The organism is Cytobacillus sp. FSL R7-0696 (genome assembly GCF_038006865.1).
GTDB lineage: Bacteria > Bacillota > Bacilli > Bacillales > Cytobacillaceae > Cytobacillus > Cytobacillus kochii.
Genome location: NZ_JBBOWA010000001.1, coordinates 2,079,257 through 2,094,558 on the forward strand (window position 1 = coordinate 2,079,257; position 15,302 = coordinate 2,094,558).

Here is a 15,302-nt window from a genome sequence, read left to right on the forward strand (position 1 = left end):
GGGGTGAAACTCATGAGCATCAAAGCTGAAGAAATCAGTGCGCTGATAAAAAAGCAAATTGAAGGTTATCAGTCGGAAATTCAAGTGAGTGATGTCGGTACAGTTATCTCAGTAGGTGATGGTATCGCGCGTGTTCATGGTTTAGATAACGCCATGGCTGGCGAACTTGTTGAATTTTCGAATGGCGTTATGGGTATGGCGCAAAACCTTGAAGAAAGTAACGTCGGTATTGTTATTTTAGGACCATTCACAGAGATCAAAGAAGGCGATGAAGTACGCCGCACAGGACGCATCATGGAGGTACCAGTAGGTGAAGAACTTATTGGCCGTGTTGTAAACCCTCTTGGACACCCTGTTGATGGAATGGGACCAATCAATACAACAAAAACTCGTCCGATTGAAGGACCGGCTCCAGGTGTTATGGATCGTAAATCTGTACATGAGCCATTACAAACAGGTATTAAAGCGATTGACGCATTAGTGCCAATCGGTCGTGGTCAACGTGAGTTAATCATCGGTGACCGTCAAACAGGTAAAACATCTGTTGCAATCGACACCATTTTAAACCAAGCTGACCAAGATATGATTTGTATCTATGTTGCAATTGGTCAAAAAGAATCAACTGTACGTAATGCTGTTGAAACATTACGTAAAACAGGTGCACTAGATTACACGATTGTTGTAACTGCATCTGCATCTCAACCAGCTCCATTACTTTACTTAGCACCATACGCTGGGGTAGCAATGGGTGAAGAGTTCATGTATAACGGTAAACATGTACTAGTTGTTTATGATGACTTAACAAAACAAGCATCTGCTTACCGTGAACTTTCATTATTATTACGTCGTCCTCCAGGTCGTGAAGCATATCCAGGGGATGTATTCTACTTGCACAGCCGTCTTTTAGAGCGTGCAGCTAAACTAAGTGACGCAAAAGGTGCCGGTTCAATCACTGCGCTACCTTTCATTGAAACACAAGCAGGTGACGTTTCTGCCTATATTCCAACAAACGTTATTTCTATCACTGACGGACAAATCTTCCTTCAGTCTGACCTATTCTTCTCTGGTGTTCGTCCAGCGATTAACGCAGGTCTTTCTGTATCACGTGTTGGTGGTTCTGCACAAATCAAGGCAATGAAAAAAGTAGCTGGTACATTACGTCTAGACCTTGCTTCATTCCGTGAACTTGAATCATTCTCTCAATTTGGTTCAGATTTAGATGCAGCAACACAAGCGAAGTTAAACCGTGGTGCTCGTACAGTTGAGGTTCTTAAACAAGACCTTAATAAACCACTTAAAGTAGAAAAGCAAGTTGCGATTCTTTATGCGTTAACTCGTGGTTTCCTTGATGATATTCCAGTTGAAGATATCCGTCGTTTTGAAGAAGAATATCTTACTTGGTTAGATCAAAATCATAAAGAATTGCTTGACCATATCGCTACAACTCAAGGTCTTCCGGCTGATGAAGATATGGCAGCTGCAATTAACGAATTCAAGAAAACGTTTGTGGTTTCTGAATAATCATTGCAGAGTTAGACAGGATGGGATTGTTGTCCCTTCCTGCCTTTTCATGCATTGTTTTTACAGGATCTAATGATATATAAGGGTTGGACAGCCTACGCGCTAACCAATCAAACACACTTAAGTATAAGGGTGGTGAGAACCTGTGGCATCATTACGTGATATAAAGAACCGAATCAATTCTACGAAGAAAACAAGTCAAATTACTAAAGCTATGCAGATGGTATCAGCTTCAAAGATGACTCGTGCGGAAATGAATGCAAAAGCATTTGTACCTTATATGGAAAAAATCCAAGAGGTAACAGCTTCTATTGCACTTGGTAGTGCAGATGCATCACATCCAATGTTAGTGAGCCGTCCGGTTAAGAAAACGGGTTATGTCGTCATTACATCTGACCGTGGACTAGCTGGGGCATTTAACAGTAGAGTTCTAAAAGCCGTTAACCAAACAATTCAACAAAGACATAAGTCTAATGATGAGTTTGCGATAATAGCGATTGGTAGAATGGCTGTTGATTTCTTTAAAGGAAAAGGGATGAATGTAATCGTCGATATCGTCGGCGTAGCAGACCAGCCATCATTTGCTGAAATCAAAGACTTAACAACTAAAACGGTTGGTATGTTCTCTGATGAAACATATGATGAGCTATACATTTATTACAATCACTATGTCAGCGCAATTACTCAAGAAGTAACATCGAAAAAAATCTTACCACTAACAGACATTTCTAGTGGATCAGACCAGTTAACTTCGTATGAATTTGAGCCTTCCGCTGAAGAAATTTTGAAAGTATTGCTACCTCAGTATGCTGAAAGCTTAATCTATGGTGCATTATTAGATAGTAAAGCTAGTGAGCATGCCGCGCGTATGACAGCGATGAAGAATGCTACGGATAATGCGAAAGATCTAATCAATGCATTAGACTTAAGCTATAACCGTGCGCGTCAGGCTGCAATTACTCAAGAGATTACTGAAATTGTCGGTGGAGCAGCTGCTCTAGAATAATTAAATAGCATTTCTTATTAGGAGGGAAAAAGATGAACAAAGGACGCGTTCTTCAAGTTATGGGTCCGGTTGTTGACGTAAAGTTCGAAAACGGTCAATTACCAGCAATCTATAACGCATTGCAAATTGATAACACTTCGCGTAACGAATCTGAAGTTGGAATCAACTTAACCCTTGAAGTTGCCCTTCATTTAGGTGATGACACTGTACGTACAATTGCTATGTCTTCAACAGATGGTTTACAACGTGGAACTGAAGTATTAGATACAGGTGCAGCCATCTCTGTACCAGTAGGTGATATCACTCTTGGCCGTGTATTTAACGTACTAGGTGATACAATTGACCTGGATCCAGCCATTACGGGTGATGCTCGTCGTGACTCTATTCATAGAGAAGCACCTACATTCGAAAAACTTTCTACAGAAGTAGAAATTCTTGAAACAGGAATTAAAGTAGTAGACTTACTTGCTCCTTACATCAAAGGTGGTAAAATCGGTCTATTCGGTGGTGCCGGTGTTGGTAAAACCGTTTTAATTCAAGAGTTAATCAATAACATCGCTCAAGAGCACGGTGGTATTTCTGTATTCGCTGGTGTTGGTGAGCGTACACGTGAAGGTAATGACCTTTACTATGAAATGACTGACTCAGGCGTTATTAAGAAAACAGCAATGGTATTCGGACAAATGAATGAGCCGCCTGGAGCACGTATGCGTGTGGCCCTAACTGGTTTAACAATGGCTGAATATTTCCGTGATGAGCAAGGACAAGACGTTCTTTTCTTCATGGATAACATCTTCCGTTTCACGCAAGCAGGTTCTGAGGTATCTGCCCTACTTGGTCGTATGCCATCTGCCGTTGGTTACCAACCAACACTTGCTACTGAAATGGGTAAATTACAAGAACGTATCACTTCAACGAATGTTGGATCTGTTACATCAATCCAAGCGATTTATGTACCTGCCGATGACTATACTGACCCGGCTCCAGCAACAACTTTCGCTCACTTAGATGCGACAACAAACTTAGAGCGTAAATTATCTGAAATGGGTATTTACCCTGCCGTGGATCCATTAGCATCTACATCACGTGCACTTTCACCTGAAACAGTTGGTGAAGAGCATTATGAAGTAGCTCGTACTGTACAACAAACATTACAACGTTACAGAGAGCTTCAAGATATTATCGCGATCCTAGGTATGGATGAGCTTGGAGACGAAGATAAGCTTATCGTTGAACGTGCGCGTCGTATCCAATTCTTCTTATCTCAAAACTTCCACGTAGCAGAGCAATTTACAGGCCAACCAGGTTCTTATGTTCCTGTAAAAGAAACTGTTAAAGGATTTAAAGAAATCCTTGAAGGTAAATATGACCACCTACCAGAAGATGCTTTCCGTCTAGTTGGTCGTATTGAAGAAGTAATTGAAGCTGCTAAAAAAATGGGCGTAGAGGTATAATTTAGGACCAGGAGGGTAAAAAATGAAGACGATTAAAGTCAGTGTTGTTACTCCCGATGGCCCGGTGTATGAATCCGATGTGGAAATGGTAAGTACCAAAGCTGAAAGTGGAGAGCTAGGTATTTTAGCAGGTCACGTCCCTATGGTTGCACCGTTACAAATTGGAGCTGTCCGTCTAAAGAAAGAAAATCAATCTGATTTGGTTGCTGTTAGCGGTGGTTTCCTCGAAGTACGTCCGGACCAAGTAACGATTTTAGCGCAATCTGCGGAACAAGCGACTGATATCGATCTTGATCGTGCCAAACGTGCAAAAGATCGTGCAGAACAACGTTTGAATGAAACAAAGCGTGAAAACGTCGACTTCAAACGTGCAGAACTTGCACTAAAACGTGCGATGAATCGTATCAATGTTTCGGAGAGAAATATATAATCATCACGAACACGAGCCAAAATGCTGCTGCTGAAGCAGGATTTGGCTCGTGTTTTTTTATGTACGAATTAGTGCGACTAAATATTAAATCCCTTCATATGATGAAATCCCTTTGGTTTGAGGATTTCTTAAAAGAGTCTAAAATCAGTTCCCAACCCTGTTTCCTTCGTTCATCCTTGACACAAAGCTATATTCGAACGATTTCCTCCCAACTCTATCCATCATTCACATTCTCATTTCAAGATAACAAAAGCAACAATCAATCATTTTTTCAAATAAGATTGAGTAAAAAAGATATATCCTAAACAACTTGTCATATAAATGAGTAAGGACAGGTGGAATTGATCTTTGGATTATCGACAGAATATGGCAGGAATGTTATAATGTATCCGATTACATTTTAAAAATTATGAATAGTTTTATTATTGCAGGGGGGATGATATTGGAATTATGGCATCTGTATCAAAATAATTATTTGATAGTCCTTTCTTTTATAATTATCGGTGTGCTATTACCATTAGTTGCTCTATTTTTCGGGAAATTATTGCGACCATATCAACCAAATGAGAATAAGTATACTACTTATGAAAGTGGAATTGATCCCTTTCAAGACTCATGGGTACAATTCACGGTTCGTTATTACATGTTTGCTCTTCTTTTCGTCATTTTTGATGTGGAGACTGTGTTTTTATATCCATGGGCCGTAGCATATGAAAAATTAGGCATATTTGCTTTAATAGAGATGCTGATTTTCGTGTTTATGTTAGTGATAGGTTTAATATATGCTTGGAAAAAGAAGGTGCTGAAATGGATTTAAAATTAGACCAAATGAGTGAAAAAGAAATGGCTGAAATTCAGCGTAATATATTCATGTCTACATTAGAGCAGCTAAAAGGATGGGCTAGAAGTAATTCATTATGGCCGATGACGTTTGGGCTCGCCTGTTGTGCCATTGAAATGATGGGTGTGGGTTCTTCTCACTATGATCTCGATCGTTTTGGCTCTTTTTTCCGCACTTCTCCACGACAATCTGATGTCATGATTGTATCTGGTACCGTCACGAAAAAAATGGCTCCAGTCATTAGGCGGCTTTACGATCAAATGCCTGAACCGAAGTGGGTGATTGCCATGGGCTCTTGTGCGACTGCAGGTGGTCCATATGTTTATTCTTATTCTGTTGTAAAAGGGGTAGACCAAGTGGTCCCAGTTGATGTGTACATACCTGGTTGTCCACCTAATCCTGCAGCACTCATTTACGGTGTCAATAAGTTAAAGGCAAAAATCCGTTATGAGGCGAAAACAGGAAAGCGGGTGATCTGACTTGGATGAAAAAGATAAAGAGCGTTTAAAAAAGGAAGCAGCGGAAAAAGCAAGAGCAGCTGCACAAAGAAAACGGGAAGAGAGGGAAAAGAAAAAAGAAGAATCGCATGACTCAGTATCGGAAGTGAACCAAACAAAAGATGATGTTACATCCAATCAAGATCTAGAAAAACAAAAGGCAGCGGCCGCCGCCAAGGCAAAAGCAGCCGCAATAGCAAAGAAAAAAGCAAAAGAAGCAGAGGGAACAGAAACAGAGCCAACCTCCAATCAAGATCTAGAAAAACAAAAAGCAGCGGCCGCCGCCAAGGCAAAAGCAGCCGCAATAGCAAAGAAAAAAGCAAAAGAAGCAGAAGGAACAGAAACAGAGCCTACACCCAATCAAGACCTAGAAAAGCAAAAAGCAGCGGCCGCCGCTAAGGCAAAAGCAGCCGCATTAGCAAAGAAAAAAGCAAAAGAGACAGAAGGAACAGATTCAACATCAAACCAAGACTTAGAAAAACAAAAGGCAATCGCTATTGCCAAAGAAAAAGCAGCCGCTGCAGCGAAACGAAAGGCAAAGAACGCGAATGAAAGTGGCGATTCAGAGAAGGCTAAAGCGATCGCAGCCGCTAAAGCAAAGGCAGCTGCAGCAGCAAAGGCAAGAGGGAAAACAACTCAAGCAAAAGAAACAGAAGAGCCAGAACCTATCACACCATCACCTCAACAACCAATCTTAGATCGTTACCTCAACATTGTAAAAGAACACTACAAAGATGATATTTTAGAAGATTCCTATATTAATCGTATGAGCAAGCATGTGCCAACTATTGTTGTTAAGCTAGAACATTACTATTCCCTTGCCTTGTTATTCAAACAACATAGCGGTCTTCATTTTGAATTTTTATCAGAACTACATGGAACTGATTTTGAAACATATATGGAGATTTATGTTCATTTATACTCCTTTAAAAATAATCAGTCTGTCGCTTTGAAAGTGAAAATGGATCGTGAAAATCCAAGGGTTGATTCTATTGCATCTATATGGCCAGGTGCGAACTGGCCAGAGTGTGAAGCATATGACCTCCTTGGTATTCAATTTACCAACCACCCTGACCTACATCGCATTATGCTTGGGGAAGATTGGGTTGGTCATCCTCTCCGCAAGGATTATGAACCTTATGATGTGGAGGTGTAAAAGGCAATGATTAGAACAGAAGAGATGTTATTAAATGTGGGACCACAGCATCCCAGTACACATGGCGTTTTTCGTCTTGTTATCAAAATAGATGGAGAAATGATTATTGATGCCAAACCAGTCATCGGTTATCTCCATAGAGGAACAGAAAAAATAGCTGAAAACCTGCAATATACACAAATCATTCCCTATACAGATCGCTTAGATTACTTGGCAGCGATGACAAATAATTATGTGCTTTGCCATGCAGTTGAAACGATGATGGAGCTAGACATTCCTGAACGAGCGGAATACCTTCGCATCATCACGATGGAACTCGGTAGAATTGCTAGTCATCTTGTTTGGTGGGGTACATATTTGCTTGATTTAGGGGCGACAAGTCCATTTTTATACGCTTTTAGAGAAAGAGAAATGATCATTAATTTATTAAATGAAATCTCAGGTGGCCGTCTGACATTTAATTATATGAGAGTAGGCGGAGTGAAGTGGGATGCACCAGACGGTTGGATAGAAAAAGTGAAGGCGTTTATTCCTTACATGAGAGAGCAGTTAGCGGGTTACGGAGATCTCGTAACCGGGAATGAAATTTTCCTTAATCGTGTAAAGGGTATCGGTCAATACACAAAAGAAGAGGCAATGGACTATTCCTTAAGCGGAGCCAATTTACGTTGTACTGGGCTTGCTTGGGATTTACGGAAAAGTGAACCTTATTCCATTTACGACCGTTTTTCTTTTGATATATGTACAGCAGATACAGGTGATGCATGGGGAAGGTACCAAGTGCGTATCCAGGAAATAGAACAAAGTTTACGGATACTCGAGCAAGCAGTGGAGCAATTCCCTGAAACAGGTGAAGTCATGGGTAAGGTTCCTAAAGTCATTAAACCGCCTAAAGGAGAAGCATTTGTACGCATTGAGTCTCCTCGAGGAGAGATCGGTTGTTATATTGCCAGTGAAGGTAAGAAAGAGCCATATCGTCTGAAATTTAGGCGGCCGTCTTTTTATAATCTACAGATCTTACCGAAGTTACTAGTTGGTCAGAATATGGCTAATTTAATCGCGATCCTTGGCGCAATTGATATCGTGCTTGGGGAGGTGGACGGATAATGATTGAGGGATTATTAACCTCTGAAGCGACATGGCTCCATTTCTTCATTTATTTTGCATTAACGGTTCTGCTGTTATTTATTGTTTTAGGCTTTGTCACTTATGCCATTTTAGCAGAAAGAAAGGTTATGGGCTTTATGCAATTGCGACATGGGCCTAACCAAGTAGGAGGAAGATGGGGGCTATTACAAACAGTTGCGGATGTCTTGAAACTACTGATTAAGGAAGATGCCATTCCGCGGGCAGCAGATAAACCATTATTTATTCTTGCGCCGTTAATTGCTTTTACACCTGCTTTTATGGTTTTAGCAATCATTCCATTCACTGATCGATTTCAATTCGCTGATATCGGTGTTGGTTTGCTTTATTATATTGCTGTCTCTGGTATTACGACTGTCGGAGTTGTGACCGCAGGGTGGGCTTCGAATAATAAATATGCATTAATGGGGGCAATGAGGGCAGCCGCACAGATGATATCATATGAAATTCCACTAGTTATGTCGGTCATTGGTGTCATTCTCCTGACAGGAAGTATGAATTTAAATGATATTGTGTTAGCACAAGAAAATGGCTGGTATATTCTTTGGCAACCGATTGCCTTTATCGTCTTCTTTATTGCAGCAGTAGCTGAATTGAATCGGGTGCCGTTTGATTTGGCTGAAGCGGAGTCGGAACTTGTTGCAGGTTATTTTGTTGAGTATACCGGTTTTCGTTGGGCGTTCTTTATGTTAGCTGAGTATGTGTATATGTTCGCAATGTCAGCGTTAATAACTGTCGTCTTTTTAGGTGGTTGGCTACCATTACCCTATTTAGGGTTTATACCGGGAGCCGTTTGGTTTGCGCTTAAATTTATGGTTGTTATCTTTCTGCTTATTTGGTTCCGTGTTACTTTCCCAAGGATACGTGCCGACCAACTAATGGAGTTCGGCTGGAAGGTATTATTGCCAGTAGCAATTGTGAATATCTTCCTCACTGCATTATTAAAAGAATGGATCAATCTATTTTAAAGGGGTGACAAAGGTATGTTTGGATTAGCAAAAGGATTGAAATACACGTTGAAAAATATGACGCGCAAGAAACTAACCTATGATTATCCTAATGAACCCTTACCACTTCCCGATCGCTTTAGGGGAATTCAAAAATTTTACCCAGAAAAATGCATCGTCTGTAATCAATGTGCCAATATATGTCCGACAGATTGCATTACACTCACGGGGAAAAAGCATCCCGATTCAAGTAAGCGGGGGAAAATTATTGATACGTATGATATAAATTTCGAAATTTGTATTCTATGTGATTTATGTACGGAAGTTTGTCCTACTGAGGCAATCATTATGACAAATCAGTTTGAACTCGCAGAATATAGCCGTGATGAATTATTTAAAGATCTTGTGTGGTTGGATGAAAATGATACCCAATTACGAAAGGAGAATAAGGCATGAGCGGCGAGTTTTTCATATTTATTGTTTTATCACTCATCGCTATAGGCGGTGGGATCATGATGATCAACTTAACGAAGGTTGTTCATATGGTCGTCGCTCTCGTCTTTACTTTCATTAGTATTGCTGGCATTTACGTCATGCTTTCTGCAGAATTTATTGCAGTAGTTCAAATCCTCATCTATTCAGGTGCAATCACAATTATGATGCTTTTTGGCATTATGTTAACGCGTCATAATGACAAGAGCGAGACGAGTGGAGGAGGCTTTAGAAAATTTCTCACCTTTCTTGCCATCCTTGGGTTCGGGCTCGTCTTCTACTTAGGTATATACCAACTTGAACTTGGGGAACCATCCACTTCATTGCATGAAAATAATACAGAGCAAATAGGGATTGCCCTTTATTCGAAATATATTATTCCTTTTGAATTAACTTCGGTTATTTTACTCGTCGCTCTTATTGGTGCGATAGTGTTAGCGAAACGGGATGATGAGGAGGGGGAAGAACGTGAGTAGTGTGCCGTTATCTGCCTATTTAACACTAGCCATTATCCTCTTTTGTATCGGATTATACGGGGCATTAACGAAGAAGAATACTGTCATTGTACTTATTGCCATTGAATTAATGTTAAATGCGGTTAATATTAACCTCGTTGCTTTTAGTAAGTATGGCATGATGCCTTCAATAGATGGTCAAATATTTGCCCTTTTTGCCATTGCAGTTGCTGCGGCTGAAGCGGCAGTTGGGCTCGCTATCCTCATTGCTATCTATCGAAACCGTAAATCCGTCAATGTAGATGATTACAACTCTTTGAAAAATTAGCTTGAATGAACATACGTCATTCGTATGAATAAAAGGGGACATGAAGAAATGATGGAGATTGCATGGATCATACCGCTTTTTCCGCTTTTCTCCTTCTTAGTGCTACTTATTTTTGGAAGGAAGTGGCGGAGAGGGCAAATTGATTTCGCAGTAATTCTTTCCTTGGTTAGTTTTATATGTGCCTTACTGGTTTTATTTGCGCGTTTCACACAGGAAAATGTAAAGGTAGAGTTCATATGGCTAACCATAGGGGAGACTCAATTGACTGCAGGCTTTGAGGTCAATCAATTAAATGCCCTAATGCTTGTCATTGTTTCGCTCGTTAGCTTCCTCGTACATATGTATTCAAAGGCATACATGGAGGGAGATGAGCGCATAACAGTATTTTTCTCCTACTTAGGACTATTCACCTTTGCGATGCTTGGACTTGTTCTTTCTCCCAATCTATTACAAACATATATATTCTGGGAGCTTGTGGGCGTTGGGTCATTTCTATTAATCGGTTTTTATTTTTATAAAGAAGAGGCAAAAGTAGCTGCCAAGAAAGCATTTATCATGACGAGAATTGGTGATGTCGGCCTTCTCATTGGTATGATTCTTCTCTTTTGGCAAGTAGGGAGCTTTGAGTATGATGAGATTTTTGCTTCTATCTCAGCGGGTGATCTATCAGAAACGATGGCTACCTTAACAGCTATTCTTATCTTTATCGGAGCCGTTGGGAAGTCTGGTCAGTTCCCGTTGCATTCGTGGTTACCTGATGCGATGGAAGGACCTACGCCTGTATCGGCATTAATCCATGCTGCCACAATGGTAGCAGCTGGTGTTTACCTTGTAGCAGCGCTTTATCCGTTATTCGCCTATAGTGAGGTGGCCATGCTTACCATAGCTATTGTGGGTGGTTTTACCGCCATTTTTGCTGCAACGATTGGGATGACCCAAAAAGATATTAAAAGAGCATTAGCGTATTCTACTGTAAGTCAGCTAGGTTATATGATGCTTGCATTAGGGGTGGGAGGTTACGTGGCAGGTGTTTTCCATTTAACAACACACGCCTTTTTTAAGGCACTATTGTTTTTAGCTGCTGGTAGTGTCATCCATGCTGTTCATACCCAAGATATTGAGAAAATGGGTGGCTTATGGAAGAAGATGAAATGGACTGCGCCATTCTTTCTAATCGGGACAATGGCGATTAGTGGAGTACCTTTATTATCAGGGTTTTTTAGTAAAGAAGAAATATTAGTGTCTGCCTGGGTGAGTGGTCATTACTTATTATTCACACTTGCAATCGTTGCTGCTTTCTTCACTGCATTTTACATGTTCCGCCTATTTTTCTTAGTATTTGGTGGAGAAGAAAAGAAAGAGCATTCAATGGTAAAAGAATCATCCAATTGGATGACTGTTCCCATGCTGGTTCTTGCTTTGTTAGCGATTGTTGCTGGTTATATACAAACCCCTTGGTTCGGAACATTTTTAGGAGATTGGTTAACAACGGGCATAGCTGCAAATGTACATGGTCATCTTGATGGTCCGCTTTGGGTGATGATTGTAGCCACGGTTGTAGCATTCTTAGGTATCTTGCTTGCTTGGTTAATGTATAGTAAGAAAGTTATTTCCCGAGATTGGTTTACATCAAGAGCTCCTTATACGTATCAGCTGGTAGTGAATAAATATTATATCGATGAAGTGTATCAGTATATCTTTGTTAAAGGTAGCCGCTTCGTAAGTCAAGTACTACATTTCGTGGAGGTTTATTTGATTGAAGGTCTCATTTCTCTCGTAACCATCACAATTAGACAGTTGAGCATGCTTGGTTCAAAGTTCCAAAATGGGCAGACTCAATTGTATGGGACGGTTGCTTTTGTTGGGTTAGCCATTCTGATTGTAGTGTTTGCATTGACAGGAGGTGGCTTATAGTGGGATTTCCGTTTATATTGAGCATTATTGTATTTGCGCCCCTTCTCGGTCTCTTATTATTAACACTGGTTGCAAAAACGAAGGAGAAAACGATTAAAACAGTCGCTATACTTAGTACCCTTCCTTCTCTTTTTCTATCAATCTACTTAATTATCTCATCTAAGATGGGTGTAGAATTAGTTAGTTATTCCGGGAAATTAAGTTGGATGCAATTTGGTAATCCCGAAGTCTTTGGCAAATTATACAGTATTGATTATGAATTAGGAGTAGACGGTTTTTCTCTTACTCTATTGTTATTAACTGCCTTACTCTCTACGTTAGCCGCTTTTGCTTCATTTCAGATCAAAGCAGGGTGGAAAGGATATTACATGCTATTTCTATTATTAGAAGTTGGCATGCTCGGGGTGTTTGCTGCTGAGAACTTAGTTTTATTCTTTATCTTTTTTGAAGTGACATTAGTGGCAACCTTCTTTTTAATAGGTAAATGGGGGCTATATGAAAAAGAACGAACAGCCTTCTCTTTGCTCATTTATAACGGGATTGGGTCAGCAATCCTTTTAGTTGTCATCATGGTATTGTTTGCCAAAACAGGTACAGCGAATATCGAGGCTTTAATGTCTATTTTAAGTGCGGATGATGGAACGGTTTTTTCGCCAAAAGTGAAAACGGGCTTGTTGCTTGCGTTATTCATTGCCTTTGGGATTAAGCTTCCTATTTGGCCGTTTCACAGCTGGATGGTTAAGGTTCATTCTGAAGCGCCAGCAGCAATTGTCATGCTTCATGCAGGTGTACTATTGAAAATTGGCGCCTATGGTCTCATCCATTTTGGTTTAGGTTTCTTTCCTAACCAGTTTCAATCGCTCACTTTATGGCTGGGGATACTCGGTGTAATCAACTTGCTTTATGGTGCATTTTTAGCATTATCCCAAAAAGAACTGAGAAAAATTTTAGCTTACTCATCGATTTCGCATATGGGTATCGTGCTTATCGGATTGGCTGCATTAAATGAAGCGGGGATACAAGGAGCGATGTTCCAAGTGGTCTCACATGGGTTAATTGCCGCCTTATTCTTCTATCTTATCGGCATCTTTTATGAAAGATATCAATCTAGTTCCATGGATGATTTAAATGGGCTAGCGAAAACAATGCCAATTGCTTCAGGTTTTTTGTTAGTAGCAGGTCTCGCCTCATTAGGTTTACCCGGTATGTCAGGGTTTGTCGCGGAATTTCTCGTGTTCCTAGGTCTATTCCAAGAATGGCCAGTGCTTGCAGTAATCGCATGTTTAGGCATTATATTGACGGCTGTATATATATTACGAGCAGTGCTAGGGATTACTTTTGGCCAACAAGAGAAGGCGAAAAGGGTAAGAGATATGACGCCATTAGAGATTTGGCCAGCAATTATTTTGCTTTTGTGTATTGTTGGTATTGGTGTTTATCCGGATATTATCAGTTCAACTTTAAAATCAATCATCATTGGATTAGGGGGGTGAAATAAAAATGGATCTTGATACATTATTATCATTTAGTTGGCATGCGATGGTGCCAGAATTTATTATTCTTGGTACAGCTACTCTACTATCCCTCCTAGATTTATTTCTACCGAGATCGTTTCATCGGAAATGGCTCGGTTGGCTTGGTGTAGGAAGTATCATTGCAGCTTTAATCTTTTTACTTACACTCATAGGGGACACACCTTTTGCGATCCTTTATGACACCTTCCGATTAGATTCCTTTGCGATTGCTTTTAAATTAGTGTTATTAGTTGCAGCAGGCTTTGTGTTGTTGTTAGCTATTTCTTATGAACCGAAAGAAAAATTAACGGAGTTCAGGGGAGAGTTTTTCTATTTATTTTTAGTGGCATTACTTGGTGCGATGATTATGTCCTCCAGTGCGGATTTAATTACTCTTTTTGTAGGTTTAGAGCTAATGACCTTATCATCCTATATATTAGTAGGAATAAGAAAGAAGCATCTCCCTTCAAACGAGTCAGCAATGAAATATGTCATTAATGGAGGAATTGCCACAGCTATTACCTTGTTCGGCATGAGTTATTTATATGGTATTGCTGGGACAACCAATATTTTAGAAATGACTGGTAGGCTTCAAGAGTTAACGAATACTCAACATCTATTTTTATTAGCACTAGCTTTTCTAATGATTTTAGTTGGTTTATCATTTAAAATCGCTGCAGCACCTTTTCATATGTGGACACCAGATGTTTATGAAGGAGCGCCGATACCAGTTACCGCTTTTTTGAGTATTATTTCAAAAGCAGCAGGGTTTATTTTAATCATTCGAATGTTCATCACGGTTTTTTATCATATTCCGGATGTGAGTAACAATTCTTCTTTATTAATGGCGCTGCAGAACTTTTTAGCCGTTCTTGCTGCCGTGACGATGATATGGGGGAATTTAGTGGCTCTAAGGCAAACGAAGATTAAGCGGATGCTTGCTTATTCAAGCATTGCGCATGCGGGATATTTATTAGTTGCGGTAACAGCTTTCTCAGCCTTTATGGTAGAGACGATTTGGTTTTATTTAACCGCCTATTTATTTATGACAATCGCTGTTTTTTCCTTATTACAATTAATGAATATTGAAGAGTTAAAGCAATTGTCTGGGCTTTCCAAACGCGCTCCCCTTTTAGCTGTTGCACTCGCACTTACTATGCTAGGGTTAGCGGGAATACCTGGAACATCAGGGTTTATTGGCAAACTGAATATTTTTCTAGGCGCATTAAGCACAGAACCAACGCATTATCTATTAGCTGTTATTCTAATCGCCACTACGGTGATATCTTATATATATTATTTTAAGTTGATTGTTTACGCCTTTTTCCGAGAAGCGAATCATACTTTTCAAATGAGTGGGAAGAAGTTGAATGGCGTTATCATAAGTATTTGCGTGATGATGACAATACTACTTGGCGTTTTTCCACAATTAGCTTATGATTTCCTCCATCAAAATTTTTTATCATTTTATGATTTCTTACAGTAGAAACGGGTATAGAAGAAGGGAGAGCTCCTTCTTCTTTTTAATTTATGGAAAGCAAAGGGCTTAAAGTAAAGTAAATTATGGAAAAATAAATTTAGGTGAAACGAAAAGTGAAACA

The 15,302-nt window shown here is 39.9% G+C and carries 15 protein-coding genes; all 15 read left to right on the top strand.

Going from position 1 to position 15,302, the window contains the following annotated elements:
* Nucleotides 1-12: 12 nt before the first annotated feature.
* The 15 genes from atpA to nuoN all read left to right on the top strand — a co-directional run bounded on the left by atpA (nt 13) and on the right by nuoN (nt 15,187).
* Nucleotides 13-1,521 (top strand): F0F1 ATP synthase subunit alpha, encoded by a 1,509-nt coding sequence (atpA, locus tag MKX29_RS10760; protein WP_095371592.1) that lies wholly within the window; start codon nt 13-15, stop codon nt 1,519-1,521.
* A gap of 145 nt (nt 1,522-1,666) precedes the next feature.
* The gene (locus MKX29_RS10765; protein WP_224936755.1) at nt 1,667-2,527 is read left to right on the top strand and encodes a F0F1 ATP synthase subunit gamma; all 861 of its coding nucleotides are present in this window, start codon (nt 1,667-1,669) and stop codon (nt 2,525-2,527) included.
* Between the two features lie 32 nt (nt 2,528-2,559).
* Nucleotides 2,560-3,981: a F0F1 ATP synthase subunit beta gene (atpD, locus tag MKX29_RS10770; RefSeq protein ID WP_224936754.1), complete on the top strand. Its 1,422-nt coding sequence runs from the start codon at nt 2,560-2,562 to the stop codon at nt 3,979-3,981.
* Nucleotides 3,982-4,003: 22 nt separating this feature from the next.
* Nucleotides 4,004-4,411 carry a F0F1 ATP synthase subunit epsilon gene (locus MKX29_RS10775; protein WP_224936753.1) on the top strand — a complete coding sequence of 136 codons (408 nt, stop codon included), beginning with the start codon at nt 4,004-4,006 and terminating at the stop codon, nt 4,409-4,411.
* Between the two features lie 442 nt (nt 4,412-4,853).
* Nucleotides 4,854-5,228: an NADH-quinone oxidoreductase subunit A gene (locus MKX29_RS10780; RefSeq protein ID WP_341105445.1), complete on the top strand. Its 375-nt coding sequence runs from the start codon at nt 4,854-4,856 to the stop codon at nt 5,226-5,228.
* Nucleotides 5,219-5,731, top strand: coding sequence for a NuoB/complex I 20 kDa subunit family protein (locus MKX29_RS10785; protein WP_157733862.1), 513 nt, complete (start codon nt 5,219-5,221; stop codon nt 5,729-5,731). Before MKX29_RS10780 ends, MKX29_RS10785 begins: the two co-directional genes overlap by 10 nt.
* Before the next feature lies 1 nt (nt 5,732).
* Nucleotides 5,733-6,905 carry an NADH-quinone oxidoreductase subunit C gene (locus MKX29_RS10790; protein WP_341105447.1) on the top strand — a complete coding sequence of 391 codons (1,173 nt, stop codon included), beginning with the start codon at nt 5,733-5,735 and terminating at the stop codon, nt 6,903-6,905.
* A 6-nt stretch (nt 6,906-6,911) separates the two neighbouring features.
* Complete coding sequence (locus tag MKX29_RS10795) at nt 6,912-8,012, top strand: NADH-quinone oxidoreductase subunit D (protein ID WP_341105450.1); 1,101 nt, start codon at nt 6,912-6,914, stop codon at nt 8,010-8,012.
* Nucleotides 8,012-9,019, top strand: a complete 1,008-nt coding sequence (gene nuoH, locus MKX29_RS10800) for an NADH-quinone oxidoreductase subunit NuoH (protein WP_341105452.1) — start codon at nt 8,012-8,014, stop codon at nt 9,017-9,019. Before MKX29_RS10795 ends, nuoH begins: the two co-directional genes overlap by 1 nt.
* A 15-nt stretch (nt 9,020-9,034) precedes the next feature.
* Nucleotides 9,035-9,454: an NADH-quinone oxidoreductase subunit NuoI gene (gene nuoI, locus MKX29_RS10805; RefSeq protein ID WP_224936750.1), complete on the top strand. Its 420-nt coding sequence runs from the start codon at nt 9,035-9,037 to the stop codon at nt 9,452-9,454.
* A complete protein-coding gene (locus MKX29_RS10810; RefSeq protein WP_341105456.1) occupies nt 9,451-9,966 on the top strand; it encodes an NADH-quinone oxidoreductase subunit J in 516 nt (171 codons plus the stop codon). Before nuoI ends, MKX29_RS10810 begins: the two co-directional genes overlap by 4 nt.
* Nucleotides 9,959-10,273: an NADH-quinone oxidoreductase subunit NuoK gene (gene nuoK / locus MKX29_RS10815; RefSeq protein WP_095371603.1), complete on the top strand. Its 315-nt coding sequence runs from the start codon at nt 9,959-9,961 to the stop codon at nt 10,271-10,273. The genes MKX29_RS10810 and nuoK overlap by 8 nt, the downstream gene beginning before the upstream one ends.
* 48 nt (nt 10,274-10,321) lie before the next feature.
* On the top strand, nt 10,322-12,187 hold the full coding sequence (gene nuoL / locus MKX29_RS10820) for an NADH-quinone oxidoreductase subunit L (RefSeq protein ID WP_289434862.1): 1,866 nt from the start codon (nt 10,322-10,324) through the stop codon (nt 12,185-12,187).
* The gene (locus MKX29_RS10825; RefSeq protein WP_341105460.1) at nt 12,187-13,680 is read left to right on the top strand and encodes a complex I subunit 4 family protein; all 1,494 of its coding nucleotides are present in this window, start codon (nt 12,187-12,189) and stop codon (nt 13,678-13,680) included. Before nuoL ends, MKX29_RS10825 begins: the two co-directional genes overlap by 1 nt.
* A 7-nt stretch (nt 13,681-13,687) precedes the next feature.
* The gene (gene nuoN / locus MKX29_RS10830) at nt 13,688-15,187 is read left to right on the top strand and encodes an NADH-quinone oxidoreductase subunit NuoN (RefSeq protein ID WP_341105462.1); all 1,500 of its coding nucleotides are present in this window, start codon (nt 13,688-13,690) and stop codon (nt 15,185-15,187) included.
* The last annotated feature ends 115 nt before the right edge of the window (nt 15,188-15,302 follow it).